The following is a 13,438-nucleotide window of genomic DNA, read 5'->3' on the forward strand; positions in this document are numbered from 1 at the left end:
AGCCACATTCGTTTTAGCCCGGAGATAACCCATGCGTCCATCAGGTCGTAGCGCCGAACAAGTGCGTCCAGTCACCCTGACTCGTAATTACACCAAACACGCAGAAGGCTCCGTGCTGGTCGAGTTCGGCGACACTAAAGTACTTTGCACCGCCACTGTTGAAGAAGGCGTTCCGCGTTTTCTGAAAGGCCAGGGCCAGGGCTGGATCACAGCAGAATACGGGATGCTGCCTCGTGCAACGCATACTCGTAACTTCCGTGAAGCAGCAAAAGGTAAGCAAGGCGGTCGTACTCTTGAAATTCAGCGTCTGATTGCTCGCTCGCTTCGCGCAGCAGTCGATTTGAAAGTTCTGGGTGAATACACCATTACGCTGGACTGTGATGTTCTGCAGGCTGACGGCGGTACTCGTACAGCTTCAATCACTGGTGCTTGTGTTGCTCTGGCTGATGCACTGAACAAGCTGGTGGCCGCAGGTAAATTAAAAACCAACCCGATGAAAGGGATGGTAGCTGCAGTATCAGTTGGTATCGTTAATGGTGCTGCTGTTTGCGATCTGGAATATGTTGAAGATTCTGCCGCAGAAACCGACATGAACGTCGTGATGATGGAAGATGGCCGAATGATTGAGGTTCAGGGCACCGCTGAAGGCGAGCCGTTCACCCATGAAGAGCTACTGGCGCTACTGGCGCTGGCGCGAGGGGGAATTGAATCTATCGTAACGGCGCAGAAGGCGGCGTTAGAAAATTGATTTTAGGCGACTCTGAGAGTCGCCTTTTTTTTGTCTTAATTACTGAGGAGCAAATCCATGAAACCGTATCAGCGCCAGTTTATTGAGTTTGCGCTTAACAAGCAGGTACTTAAGTTTGGCGAATTCACGCTGAAATCCGGGCGTACCAGCCCTTATTTCTTCAATGCCGGGCTGTTCAATACCGGGCGCGACCTGGCACTATTGGGCCGTTTTTACGCTGCCGCGTTAGTGGATTCCGGAATTGAGTTTGATTTGCTGTTTGGGCCGGCTTACAAAGGGATTCCAATCGCGACGACTACCGCCGTTGCGTTGGCCGAACATCATGAGCTTGATCTGCCATATTGCTTTAATCGCAAAGAAGCCAAAGACCATGGTGAAGGTGGCAATCTGGTTGGTAGCGCGCTGCAAGGGCGTGTAATGCTGGTGGATGATGTAATCACCGCAGGTACCGCAATCCGTGAGTCCATGGAAATTATTGCCGCTAATAATGCATCACTGGCTGGCGTGCTAATTTCTCTGGACCGCCAGGAACGTGGCCGTGGTGAGATATCAGCGATTCAGGAAGTTGAGCGTGATTACCAGTGCAAAGTGATTTCAATCATCACTCTGAAAGACTTGGTTGAATACCTTGAAGAAAAACCTGAGATGGCTGTGCATTTAGCGGCTGTGCAGGAATACCGTACTCAGTACGGTGTGTAAGAAAAAGGGCCTTTAAAAGGCCCTTTTCAATTACTGAAGCTGGGAGGCAACCAGTGGCCATCGGGTATCAAAATCATCGGTAGGCAGATAGCGGAATTCGCTACGTACAAAACGCGACAATGTCCCTTCGCAAAATGCCAGAAGTTGGCTTGCCAGCAGCGATTCATCGGTAACAAACCCTTCGCCTTCACGCATCTTCTTTTCTCGCATCACCTGACGCAATTGTACTTCAATACGTTCAAAGAGCTGGTTGATGCGGCCTTGCAGGCGGTCTTGTTCAAACATCAGCGCATGGCCGGTGAGAATACGTGTAAGCCCAGGGTTGCGTTCGCCAAACCCGAGAATCAGTAGAACAATCAAACGTAACCGAGAGTGTGTGTCTTTCTCATCTTTCAAAATGAGATTGATACGGGTAATTAGGCTGTCTTCAATAAACTCGATAAGACTATCGAACATTTTCGTTTTACTAGGAAAATGTCGATAAAGTGCAGCTTCGGAAACGCCAACAGCCGCCGCGAGCTTGGCAGTTGTGATTCGTTGGCTTCCATCACTGGATTCAAGCATTTGGGCCAGAGACTGAAGTATTTCTTCGCGACGATTCCGTTTCGCGGTTTGTTTTTCTGCCATGTTCTAAAATACCCCTGAAATAACACACTTGTCAGGCAAGTAGCCACACAGCGCTCGCAAACTTAAAGTTTGCGGTTTTTTCACATTTTTTACGCTGTGGGGTTACGTTTATAAACGAAGTTACTGGCGACCAGAATGGCCGAAACCGCCTTCGCCTCGGTCACTAGAGTCGAAATCTTCTACCAAATTGAATTCAGCCTGAACGACAGGCACAAACACCATTTGTGCAATGCGTTCGCCGGGTTCGATGGTGAAGTGGTCTTGTCCACGGTTCCACACGGAAACCATTAACTGACCCTGGTAATCGGAGTCTATCAGCCCGACAAGGTTGCCTAACACTACGCCATGCTTATGACCAAGTCCTGAACGAGGCAGAATGACTGCCGCCAGAGATGGATCGGCGATATGGATAGCCAGCCCGGTTGGAATAAGCTTGGTGACACCAGGAGCAAGCTCTACGGCCTCATCCAGACAGGCTCGTAGGTCAAGACCTGCGGAGCCGGAAGTTGCATAAGTCGGCAGTGGGAACTGTTGGCCAACGCGTGGGTCCAGAATCTTAACGTCGATTTTTTTCATCATAACGGGTAACTATCTCGTTCAGTAAAAGATGGCCAAGGAGTTCCTTACGCTCAAGAGGTAAGACTTTATCTCCATCCTGCCAGAAAAGGTGCAATGCATTGTTTTCGCTGTTAAATCCCTGACCTTCTTGTGAAACATCGTTCGCACAAATCAGATCGAGGTTTTTACTCACGCGTTTTTGCCTGGCGTATTCTTCCACATTATTTGTTTCGGCGGCAAACCCAACAACATAAGGACGATGAGTTAAAAGTGCTGCGACACCGGCGACAATATCCGGGTTTTTTATCATTTTTATTGTGATTTCATCGCCTTGCTTTTTGATTTTTTCTTCAGCAACGGCGGCGGCACGATAGTCTGCAACAGCCGCACAGCCAACAAAAATTTGCTGCCCCTGGACATGTTGTTGAACCGTGGCTTCCATTTCGAGGGCCGTGGTGACATCAATGCGTTTTACCCATGGTGGAGTTGGCAAAGAAACAGGGCCGGAAATTAATGTCACATTTGCACCACGTGCAGCAGCAGCAGCTGCAATTGCGTAGCCCATTTTCCCTGAGCTATCGTTGGTGATGTAACGCACCGGGTCCAGGCGTTCACGAGTTGGGCCTGCGGTAATCATGACATTAAGATGTTGCAGATCTTTGATGACAGTAAAATGTTGCGCTGCCATCTCAACAATCGCTAAGGGGTCAAGCATACGGCCAGGACCTATATCGCCACAGGCCTGGCTGCCGCTATCGGGCCCCCAGATCAATAGGCCGCGCGTAGATAAAACCTCAAGATTGTGCTGAGTTGCTGTTGCCCGATACATTTGTTGGTTCATGGCTGGCAAAACGGCAACGGGTGCGGGTGTCGCAAGGCAAATCGTGCTCACCAGGTCATTTGCCATCCCTGCGGTAATGCGGGCAATTAAATCAGCTGTCGCCGGCGCAAGAATAACTAAATCAGCCCATTTGCCTAATTCGATATGCCCCATAGCCGCTTCTGCTGCGGGATCTAACAAGCTATCTGACACAGGATAACCTGACACGGCTTGTAAACTCAGTGGCGTAATAAAGGCTTTGGCGGCCTCAGTCATTACTACCCGCACCTCAGCGCCGCGTTCGCGCAGACGGCGTACCAGTTCTGGCGTTTTGTAAGCAGCGATACCACCACTCACACCCAGAACAATTTTTTTGCCAGCAAGCCCAATCATGATTTTTCCACCAGAAGTCACAGTCATCTGAATATTTTACCACACTCATTCGGTATCGACTTTTTGCAGTTTGCGAGACATCCCGCATGGAGAATATCTGCGTGTCGTATGCGTTGCTTGAGTTGTGCTAAATAGTGATAACGAAGGGCAGGGAGGTTCTGATGGATGAGTCATTGAGGCAAGACAAAGCGGATATGCCGCGGGAAAAGCTTTTAAAGTTTGGGGCTAGCGCATTATCTGATGTGGAGTTACTGGCGCTTTTCTTACGCACTGGATGCAGGAATATGAATGTCATGGCATTTGCGCAAAGTTTGCTACATCAGTTTGGCTCGTTAAGTCGGCTGCTGTCGGCTGATTATTCGCAATTCAAAGATGTGAAAGGTATTGGGATCGCGAAATACACCCAGTTGAATGCCATTGCTGAGCTTGCGAGGCGTTATTACTATTCTCGTGGTGTTGAGGAATTAACGCTCAAGGGGCCTGATTCCGTAAGGGATTTCATCCAAAGCCAACTGACCACAGCAGAGCGTGAGATCTTTATGGTTATTTTTTTAGATAATCAGCATCGGGTGATTAAACATTGCCCTATGTTTTCGGGAACATTGAACCATGTTGAGGTTCATCCGAGAGAAATTGTGCGTGAAGCGATGAAATCCAATGCAGCGGCGCTAATACTCGCGCATAATCACCCGTCTGGTCGAGCAGAACCGAGTAAAGCTGATCGTGTTATTACTGAACGTATCGTAAAAGCTTGCCTGTTTATGGAAATTCGAGTGCTCGATCATCTTGTTATTGGCCGTGGAGAGTACGTTTCTTTTGCCGAACGTGGGTGGATTTAAGACGAATTGCGCGATCCTTGGGGATCTTTGTCTGTTCGGGACTTGAGCACATGCGTTAGGCAGCGTATACTACGCCACCTTTGAGAATCTCGGGTTTTGGCATTATGCGCCTGGCACTGTGGTTCACATTGAACCGCCAGGGACCAGGCTTGCGGCCTGACGAGGCGCCATAACCCTATACGAAGCTCGAGCTAATTTGATTTTTGGAGAATAGACATGTCCCGAGTCTGCCAAGTTACTGGCAAGCGTCCGGTGACCGGTAATAACCGTTCCCACGCAATGAACGCGACCAAACGCCGTTTCCTGCCGAACCTGCACTCTCACCGTTTTTGGGTTGAGAGCGAGAAGCGTTTTGTCACACTGCGTGTATCTGCTAAAGGTATGCGTGTAATTGATAAGAAGGGTATCGAAACGGTCTTGGCCGATATGCGTACCCGTGGCGAGAAGTACTAAGAGGAACTAAGTCATGGCTAAAGGTGTTCGCGAGAAGATCAAGCTGGTTTCTTCTGCTGGTACTGGTCACTTCTATACCACCACGAAGAACAAGCGTACTAAGCCGGAAAAATTGGAATTGAAAAAATTCGATCCAGTTGTCCGTCAACACGTACTGTACAAAGAAGCTAAAATTAAATAATTTTAGTATCTTTGATGAAAACCTCGCTTCGGCGGGGTTTTTTTGTTTTAGGACTTTGAGTGTGGAGGATTGATGCCTGAGTTACCTGAAGTAGAAACCAGCCGACGTGGTATAGAGCCGCATCTGGTTGGTGAAACCATCTTGCATGCTGTCGTGCGTAATGGTCGACTGCGTTGGCCTGTCTCCGATGAAATCCATGCTCTGAGTGATAAACCCGTTTTAAGTGTGCAGCGTCGCGCTAAGTACCTGCTGCTCGAACTTCCCGATGGCTGGATTATTATCCATCTTGGCATGTCGGGTAGCCTGCGCATTCTTCCTGAAGATTATCCCGCTGAAAAACATGACCATGTCGATTTGGTGATGAGCAATGGCAAAGTCCTGCGTTATACCGATCCGCGCCGTTTCGGTGCATGGCTGTGGGCGAAGGAGCTGGAAGGTAGCAATGTGCTGGCGCATCTTGGCCCAGAACCACTGAGCGACGAGTTTTCGGCTGATTATCTGCGTGAAAAATCCGCGAAAAAGAAAATCGCCATTAAGCCGTGGCTAATGGATAACAAGCTGGTGGTGGGAGTGGGTAACATTTACGCCAGTGAATCGCTGTTTGCTGCGGGGATCCATCCGGACAGAGCTGCGCAGTCATTGTCTCAAATAGAATGTGATTTACTGGTTAAAACGATAAAAGCGGTGCTGCTTCGTTCGATAGAACAAGGCGGGACGACGCTAAAAGATTTCCTTCAGTCTGATGGTAAACCGGGCTATTTCGCTCAGGAATTACAGGTTTACGGACGGGCAGGTGAATCATGCAGGGTTTGTGGTGCGCCAATTATTATCAGCAAGCATGGGCAACGCAGCACTTTTTATTGCCGCCATTGCCAAAATTAATTATCCCCATCATCCTTCAAGCCGCAGGGGTGTTTGCTGCGCTCGCTAACCCCAGTCACTTACTAGAGTAAGCTCCTGGGGATTAGCTTCCTTGCCGCCTACCTACAACTCGAATGCTATTGGGGCTGGTTCATTTTTTTCAGTAACGCTTTGCAAACTGCTTTCGGCAGGAAATGAGCGACATCACCATGATGGCGGGCGACTTCTTTTACCAGCGATGAAGAGACAAAAGACCACTCTTTCGAGGGCATCAGGAATACGCTTTCAAGCTCTGGCATTAAATGACGGTTCATATGAGCCAGCTGCATCTCATATTCAAAATCTGCTGCTGTGCGTAGCCCGCGGACCAGGACATTCGCCTGCTGGGTCTTCGCAAAATTCGCCATCAGGTCGCTAAATCCGACAACTTCTACATTAGGCAAATGCGCCGTAACCCCCTGAGCGAGCTGAACTCTTTCTTCCAGTGTGAAGAGGGTTTTTTTATGCGGGCTGTTAGCGATAGCCAGAATTAAGGTATCGAACATCATCGCACCGCGAGTCACTATGTCCAGATGACCATTGGTAATGGGATCAAATGTGCCTGGGTAAATCGCTCGGGTGGTCATAGTGGTTTGTTTTCCGTGTAGCTTTGATTCAGTGCCCAGAGTTCAGCGTACTTGTTAAACGTATATTGTGCATTGACGACCGCAAGTAACCAGCCCTGCTTCCCATCGAGAAAACCAGCACGCAACAACAGAGTTTTACAAAATGCCCCGAAGGTGTGACCGAAAATACCTGCAATGGAGACTCGTTTGCCGCGTTGATGACGCTCTTGCGCCCACGCGGTCGCATAATTTAACTGTTTGCGTTGGAAGCTTGCGAAATCACGGCAGGTCAAATGGAGCAAATCCCCTTTAAGTGGGACAACTTTTGCTCCGGGTGCTTCGAGAGATTCATGAACCTGATTGTCATTATAGCTATAGCGCGAACGGGCATAGAGGCGAGTCACACGATCGGGATACCAGCCGCTGTGGCGCATAAAGCGTCCGAGGAACAGGTTGCGGCGTGCAATGCTGTAAACAGTATCTGGCTGAGGATTTTCTAGTACCGCTTTGAGGGCGCTGGCCAGTTCGGGTGTGACGCGCTCATCGGTATCGATCATCAAAATATAATCGTGGCTGGCATAGCTCTGTGCGAACTGACGTTGTTTGCCAAAACCCTGCCAGTCTTCATTAATGAAAACTTTCGCACCTGCCTGAAGGGCTATCTCGACGGTAGAATCGGTACTTCCTGAATCCAGCAACACCACCTCATCTGCCCATGAGACTGAAGCCAGGCATTCTGGCAATACGTCTGCCGCATTTTTAGCGATCATCACGACGGACAAACGATTGGGCATTAATGGCTCCGTTGTGGCAGATACGGTTGCAGTAATTGTAGCAAGCGTTGCAGTGCGCCTTGATTCTGGTGAAGCACTTCAACTGCATGGCGACCGTAGTAAAGACGATAATCTTCATCAGTCAGCAAAGTGGTGATTTCATTGACCAGTGAGTTGGCATCGGTGACGGTAATCAGCCCATCAGCATTCTGCAATCTGGCACATATGTCTTTGAAATTGAAGGTGTGCGGGCCCATTAAGACCGGAATTGCATGAGCAGAAGGTTCCAGTGGGTTATGACCTCCACGCTCAACCAGGCTGCCACCAACAAAGGCGAGATCGGCAATTCCGTACAGCATCATCAGTTCACCCATCGTATCGCCAATCACCACTTGCGTGCTGTTGGACGGTTTTTCTCCGCTGCTGCGCATGATGTAACTGAAACCAGCTTTCTGAGCCATATCCCGTGCGTCTTTAAAACGTTCCGGGTGGCGTGGGACAAGAATGAGTAATAAATCAGGGAATTTGGCCAGTAACTGGCGGTGCGCATCAAGAATAATGCTCTCTTCGCCATCATGGGTGCTGGTAGCAATCCAGACTTTGCGATGTGGAGCCCATTGGCGGCGTAGCGTAATCGCGCGTGCGGCAAGCTCTGGAGTCACAGAGATATCAAATTTCAGGCTGCCGGTAACAGTCAGTTGCGAGCGTTTCAATCCTAGTTCGATGAAACGGCCGCCATCTTCTTCATTTTGCGCAGCAATAAGCGTGATTTTGCTCATCAGGCGACGAGTGAAATTACCCAGCTTTTTATATCCATTTGCCGAACGGGCAGAGAGACGGGCATTGGCAATGACCAACGGGATTTTACGTTTATGTAATTCGTTGATCATGTTTGGCCATAGCTCGGTTTCCATCACGATGACTAATTTCGGACGCACGGTGTTGAAAAAGCGCTTCATGGCGCAGGGGAGATCGTAAGGCAAATAGACGTGATGTACGTTTTGCCCAAACGCCGACTGAGCACGTTCAGAGCCAGTAGGGGTCATCGTGGTGACGGTAATCGGAATCGTTGGGTAACGATGGCGTAGGGCTCGCACTAACGGAATTGCCGCCAGTGTCTCACCTACGGAAACTGAATGCAGAAGAATACCATCGGGCTCCACTTTTCCACGGCAATAACCGTAGCGTTCCGCCCAGCGTTTACGATACGCGGGAGCTTTACGGCTACGGAGTAATAGTCGCAGCCATACAATTGGCTGAATAAGATAGAACAGTGCGGTATACAACGATTCCAAGCGAATTTTCCGTATTTTCATTATCGGCGGGCAAATTCTAAGCATTCGGGAAGCTTAAAGCTATTGTTTTGGTAACTTCACGAAGGCATTGCTTAGTATTCGGAGCAGTTTGTGTCGTGTTGCAAAAATGACGGGTAGTAAGCACTACCCGTAAAAGAAATGCTTCTCAACCAGGTACTCGTGTTGCTTTCTTTAGTTTTAGATAACGACGCCCCAAGCGCCAGCGCAGGCGGAAGCCGCGGGCATTTTTCCAGATAAGGCGCCAGATACCGCGATCAAAAAACTCCTGGATGATCATCTTCTTTTTATGCGGATCTTTCATACTGTTGAAAGTATGCAGTATTCCAAGGCCTTCTTTTGCAATTTGCCAATTGCAGGCTGGAATGTTTTTGACGGCTTCAGGATAGCGCTGGTTAATAGCATCCAGCATCTCCAGAATTTTCATGTAGTGGCGAGCGGAGCGGATGAGTGTGTCATCAGTATCGGGTTTGTGGGAAACCGAGGCTGAATGAATGTAGTAATCGTAGTATTGCTCGTCAGTATATTGAACACGTTCTGCGGCTAGTAACACTTCAGTTGTCCACGGAATGTCCTGATGGCGCAAACCAGGTTCAAACGTAAATCCATGTTCACGAATAAAATCATGGCGATAAAGATTCAGCCACGTGACATGCAGAAACTTGCGTGAATCGAGAGCGCGCTTTAGCCACTGTGGGCCGGTCAGTACATCAGTAGACTGAAGTTTGTCCTGCGGGAAAATTGGGCGTGAAGGTTTCTTATTATTTTCATAGACGTAATTACCATTGCACGTGACAACATCCAGGTTGTTTTTCAGCGCTAAATCAAGAAGATGGCGGTACATACCAGGTTTAAAGTCGTCATCAATATCCGGGAAGGAAAGGTATTGGCCTGTAGCCACTGCAAGTCCTGTATTACGTGCAATAGAAACGCCTTGGTTTTCCTGCTCCAGAACTTTCATGCCGGGGAATTTGCTGCGCCATGCTTCAATTATCGCCATCGAGCCATCGGTTGAACCATCGTTCACCATAATGACTTCCATGCTGCTGATATTCTGAGCTTCAAGGCAGGCAAAAAATTTCGCCAAGAAAAGTTCGCCGTTATAAACAGCAACGACAACGCTAAGAAGTGGACGTAGGTTTTGTGGCATAAAATTACCTGAAAATTTCGTTATCTTTCTTCTGCCGCCAGCGACAAGTACTGCTGGCAGATGGCACCAATGCTATAAGACTCAATCTTCGTGGAATCGATAATCGGTGGATTGCTATAAATATCCAGCATGGTATTCGCAAGTTCCTGAGCAGTCATACCCGAAAGGCCACGTGCCAGTCCCTCTGTGAGAATTTCTGCAGGCCCACCCGGGCAGCGAGTACTGACTGCTGGTGTCTGGCAAATCAGAGCTTCCACTAATACGTTACCAAACCCTTCGCAATCTGAGCTCAACAGCAGCATGCGTGCATTGGCAATCCACGGATAAGGATTGGGAACGAATGATTTGATAATGACGCGGTCGGCAACGCCCGCGGCAGAAGCCATTGCTTTAATTTCGGCAATGCGTTCTTCACTACCGCTACCCATCAAGACTAATGGAATCTGAATCTTACTAAGTGCATAGGCATTGATGAGTCGATCATGGCGCTTATGCTCATGGAAACGCCCAACATGAATGAGATAGTCCTGCCCCGCCATCTCACATGGCTCTTTCGCTCGTAAATGAATCCCGTCAATGTCGAATGGGTTATGTATCACGGAGCTGCGGGAAAGCGTGATGTCGAAACCCTGAGTAATATCTTGCAGCACCGCTTTAGAGACGGCGACGACGTTACTGTTCTGGTAAACACTTTGAATTTTTTTACGTTTTAACCAACGGGAGAAGCCATGGCGATGTTGGAGATACGAGAAGGAGAACATGCCATGCACGCAATACCAGAGCTTTTCACGCGGTATAGATTTTGTGTGGGCAACAATGCGATCGGTTTTATGCAGATGCGAAAAGATGAGGTCAAATTTCCCTTTTTTCTGCGCTTGTTCAACTGCGCTATCGAGCAGAGCTGCACGGCGAGAGAGTTCAGTTAGCTTGCGCCAGGGTTTTTTGCAGGTATCCAGAATGACTTGATAATCAACGCCTTCAGGGATGTCATAGTCACAGACACGGCGCAGAGAAAATACGGAAACCTGATGGCCCATGCCCACCAAACCTTGCGATAGGGTTAGAACGGTTTTTTCAGCACCGCCGCCAGGTAAACCATCAATAACCATTAGGATACGCATCATCTAATCCAGTATGTTTTGATACAGCGAAATAAGTTGCTGTGAAAGTTTTTCCGGTGTCGCATCCTTGACTCGTTCACGAGCAAATATCCCCATACTTTCATCAACAAAGCGCGATGGTATCGCCATTACCGCTTCTGACAATCGTGGGATATCGAGTGCATCACAAACGTATCCATTTTGTCCGGTTGTAATAAATTCAGCACCACCACAGGTGTGTGAAGTAATAACCGGTAAACCACATGCCATTGCTTCAAGTATCACATTAGGGAATGGATCATATAGCGTTGGCAGTAATAGTCCATCAACAGCTTGATAGAAAGGTAGTGTGTTTTTCTGCATCCCCATAAACCGCACTCGGTTCTGGCATCCCAACGATTGTGCCAGTTCTTGGTACTGTTTATCGGCTTTATCCTGTCCGACAACGACAAGATAGCGATCTGTGCCCGCGATGGCTCTTATCGCACTGGCAAGTCCTTTGCGCTCAAATCCCGATCCTACAAAAACCAGCGCCACCGCATTTTGTGGGATGGTCATTTCATTACGTAACTTAGCTCTCAATTCTTCATTTGCTGGAACGAAGCGGGAGGAGTCAATGGCATTATAGATGACATGTATCTTGTTAGCAGGTATAGAGAAATCTTCGATGATTTCTTGCTTCACCATTTCCGCATTGCAGATTACGGCTTTTAGCTCAGGAGCCTGGTACATAGCCCTTTCAGCTTGCATGACATAGCGGTGGTATCTGTCCATAAACAACCACTTTCCACGCCATGCCGGTAAAATTCTGGCTCGCTGCATTAACCAGCGGCGATGAACGCCATCACCAGCCCGATAAATATCACACCCTGCGATGCGTTCATGGCTCTGAACAATATCGAAATTTTCACGTTGCCAAAGTTTCCTGGCCGCATCAGCAAAGCCTTTTTCACGGCTGATTCGACCAAGCTTCATTGGGTCACATATATGAATATGCCAGTTATCCTGGCGTTCGCCTTCCCACTGCCGGGTGATAACGTTGAGTTCCATGTCATGGGCACTTAATGCTTCAAGTGCACGTGAAACGAAACGCTCGGCACCTCCATCCGGGCGATATTTTTGGCGGACGATTGCCAGACGGCAGCGCTTCATAACAACTGTTTCCTTGCGGCAGCAACAACGACATCAACCGGAATGGCATCGAGATAACGTTCTTTCGTATTGGTATCAATCTTGTCTGGATCGGGAAGCTCACCAAAATTTCCAGCCCAGATAACATCGCCGACGACATCCCACGGGCTCCAGAACGTCAATTTTGACGGGCCAAATAATGCGATGCAGGGCGTTCTTAACGCGGCAGCCATATGCATGGGCACCGAATCTACGCCAATAAACAGGCGAGCATGATCGATGAGCGCCGCTAATTGTCGCAGGGTTAATTCGCCTGCGAGGGAATGAATGCGTTCTGGCGGGCATAATGCGCGGATTTTCTCAATCATCGCTTTTTCATTCTTATCGGGACCGGAAGTCAAAATAAGAGTATGGCCGTCATTTTGTAGCGCTGTGATAGTTTGCGCCATTTTGCTCTCATCCCAGCATTTGAAGAACCAGCGGGATGTAGGCTGCACCACGATAAATGAACCTTCCACACCTTTGCTTTGCAACGTAGTTTGCACGGTTTGCCAGTCTTCAGGCTGGTAACTCATTGTCACACTGCGACATTCAGAGATACCAAGCGGAGCAAGGATGGATAAGTTTTGTTCAACGGTATGCAGAGTCTGATGGTGGGCTACCGATGCAAGCTGCGTATGGCAATTGCGCCAGAACCACCCGCGACGTTTATTGAAATCGAAACCGATACGTGAAGGGGCGCCAGTGAAACGAGTCACAATGGCGCTACGCCACTGATCGGCAAGGTTGATAACCAGATTATATTTTTGCTCGCGCAGCGTTTTGAGTAACTGCCATTCTTTGCATAAATGCTGGCGAGTACCGAGTTTTCGCCACTTACGGTCAATGCCATAAATACGATGAATGAATGGATGAGCCGCTAGCATATCGCGTGTTTCTTCATACAGCAGGACATCAATTTCTGCCTGTGGCCATGCCTGATGTAATGAGTTGATCACTGGGGTGGTGAGCAGCATGTCACCATGATGGCGCAACTTTATCAGTAGAATGCGAGCAGGTGGCTCGCTTGCGAGAGAATTCAAGGCGTTATTCATTATCATCTTTAGGTGATCAACCAGAGGGTGATTCTAATAGACCTTGAGTATGGTTGCTACATTTGTGCTCAGAAGTCAGAAATTTGAACGTAA

The 13,438-nt window shown here is 48.6% G+C and carries 16 protein-coding genes; 6 read left to right on the forward strand and 10 right to left on the reverse strand.

What is annotated here, in order from left to right; genetic code table 11:
* The first annotated feature begins 31 nt into the window (after window positions 1–31).
* Both rph and pyrE read left to right on the forward strand, forming a co-directional pair.
* The gene (gene rph / locus LVQ77_RS20035) at window positions 32–748 is read left to right on the forward strand and encodes a ribonuclease PH (RefSeq protein WP_034461471.1); all 717 of its coding nucleotides are present in this window, start codon (window positions 32–34) and stop codon (window positions 746–748) included.
* Window positions 749–805: 57 nt separating this feature from the next.
* Window positions 806–1,447 carry an orotate phosphoribosyltransferase gene (pyrE, locus tag LVQ77_RS20040; RefSeq protein ID WP_151995401.1) on the forward strand — a complete coding sequence of 214 codons (642 nt, stop codon included), beginning with the start codon at window positions 806–808 and terminating at the stop codon, window positions 1,445–1,447.
* Window positions 1,448–1,477: 30 nt separating this feature from the next.
* Here pyrE and slmA read toward each other — a convergent pair whose 3' ends face one another.
* The 3 genes from slmA to coaBC form a co-directional block, all read right to left on the reverse strand.
* Window positions 1,478–2,074, reverse strand: coding sequence for a nucleoid occlusion factor SlmA (slmA, locus tag LVQ77_RS20045; RefSeq protein ID WP_151995400.1), 597 nt, complete (start codon window positions 2,072–2,074; stop codon window positions 1,478–1,480).
* Between the two features lie 120 nt (window positions 2,075–2,194).
* Window positions 2,195–2,653: a dUTP diphosphatase gene (dut, locus tag LVQ77_RS20050; RefSeq protein WP_064514998.1), complete on the reverse strand. Its 459-nt coding sequence runs from the start codon at window positions 2,651–2,653 to the stop codon at window positions 2,195–2,197.
* Window positions 2,631–3,842, reverse strand: a complete 1,212-nt coding sequence (coaBC, locus tag LVQ77_RS20055; protein WP_232905368.1) for a bifunctional phosphopantothenoylcysteine decarboxylase/phosphopantothenate--cysteine ligase CoaBC — start codon at window positions 3,840–3,842, stop codon at window positions 2,631–2,633. Before coaBC ends, dut begins: the two co-directional genes overlap by 23 nt.
* Before the next feature lie 164 nt (window positions 3,843–4,006).
* Between coaBC and radC the strand changes: the two genes are divergently transcribed.
* From radC to mutM, 4 genes are all read left to right on the forward strand, one after another.
* The gene (radC, locus tag LVQ77_RS20060) at window positions 4,007–4,684 is read left to right on the forward strand and encodes a RadC family protein (RefSeq protein WP_232905331.1); all 678 of its coding nucleotides are present in this window, start codon (window positions 4,007–4,009) and stop codon (window positions 4,682–4,684) included.
* A gap of 216 nt (window positions 4,685–4,900) precedes the next feature.
* Window positions 4,901–5,137: a 50S ribosomal protein L28 gene (gene rpmB, locus LVQ77_RS20065; RefSeq protein WP_034461465.1), complete on the forward strand. Its 237-nt coding sequence runs from the start codon at window positions 4,901–4,903 to the stop codon at window positions 5,135–5,137.
* Window positions 5,138–5,150: 13 nt separating this feature from the next.
* Window positions 5,151–5,318 (forward strand): 50S ribosomal protein L33, encoded by a 168-nt coding sequence (gene rpmG, locus LVQ77_RS20070; RefSeq protein WP_002208990.1) that lies wholly within the window; start codon window positions 5,151–5,153, stop codon window positions 5,316–5,318.
* Between the two features lie 72 nt (window positions 5,319–5,390).
* The gene (gene mutM, locus LVQ77_RS20075) at window positions 5,391–6,200 is read left to right on the forward strand and encodes a bifunctional DNA-formamidopyrimidine glycosylase/DNA-(apurinic or apyrimidinic site) lyase (RefSeq protein ID WP_232905332.1); all 810 of its coding nucleotides are present in this window, start codon (window positions 5,391–5,393) and stop codon (window positions 6,198–6,200) included.
* A 116-nt stretch (window positions 6,201–6,316) separates the two neighbouring features.
* Here mutM and coaD read toward each other — a convergent pair whose 3' ends face one another.
* From coaD to rfaQ, 7 genes are all read right to left on the reverse strand, one after another.
* A complete protein-coding gene (coaD, locus tag LVQ77_RS20080) occupies window positions 6,317–6,805 on the reverse strand; it encodes a pantetheine-phosphate adenylyltransferase (protein WP_232905333.1) in 489 nt (162 codons plus the stop codon).
* Window positions 6,802–7,578, reverse strand: coding sequence for a glycosyltransferase family 2 protein (locus LVQ77_RS20085; protein WP_232905334.1), 777 nt, complete (start codon window positions 7,576–7,578; stop codon window positions 6,802–6,804). The genes coaD and LVQ77_RS20085 overlap by 4 nt, the downstream gene beginning before the upstream one ends.
* Window positions 7,578–8,852: a lipid IV(A) 3-deoxy-D-manno-octulosonic acid transferase gene (waaA, locus tag LVQ77_RS20090; RefSeq protein ID WP_034461461.1), complete on the reverse strand. Its 1,275-nt coding sequence runs from the start codon at window positions 8,850–8,852 to the stop codon at window positions 7,578–7,580. Before waaA ends, LVQ77_RS20085 begins: the two co-directional genes overlap by 1 nt.
* Window positions 8,853–9,018: 166 nt before the next feature.
* Window positions 9,019–10,020, reverse strand: a complete 1,002-nt coding sequence (locus LVQ77_RS20095; RefSeq protein WP_232905335.1) for a glycosyltransferase — start codon at window positions 10,018–10,020, stop codon at window positions 9,019–9,021.
* Between the two features lie 20 nt (window positions 10,021–10,040).
* Entirely contained in the window at window positions 10,041–11,141 is a 1,101-nt protein-coding gene (locus LVQ77_RS20100; protein WP_232905336.1) for a glycosyltransferase, read from the reverse strand.
* Between the two features lie 3 nt (window positions 11,142–11,144).
* Window positions 11,145–12,272, reverse strand: coding sequence for a glycosyltransferase family 4 protein (locus LVQ77_RS20105; protein WP_232905337.1), 1,128 nt, complete (start codon window positions 12,270–12,272; stop codon window positions 11,145–11,147).
* Window positions 12,269–13,345 (reverse strand): putative lipopolysaccharide heptosyltransferase III, encoded by a 1,077-nt coding sequence (gene rfaQ / locus LVQ77_RS20110; protein WP_370645068.1) that lies wholly within the window; start codon window positions 13,343–13,345, stop codon window positions 12,269–12,271. The genes LVQ77_RS20105 and rfaQ overlap by 4 nt, the downstream gene beginning before the upstream one ends.
* Window positions 13,346–13,438: the final 93 nt, after the last annotated feature.

This window comes from Buttiauxella cochleicola, from assembly GCF_021282435.1.
In the GTDB taxonomy this organism is placed as follows: Bacteria; Pseudomonadota; Gammaproteobacteria; order Enterobacterales; family Enterobacteriaceae; genus Buttiauxella; species Buttiauxella massiliensis.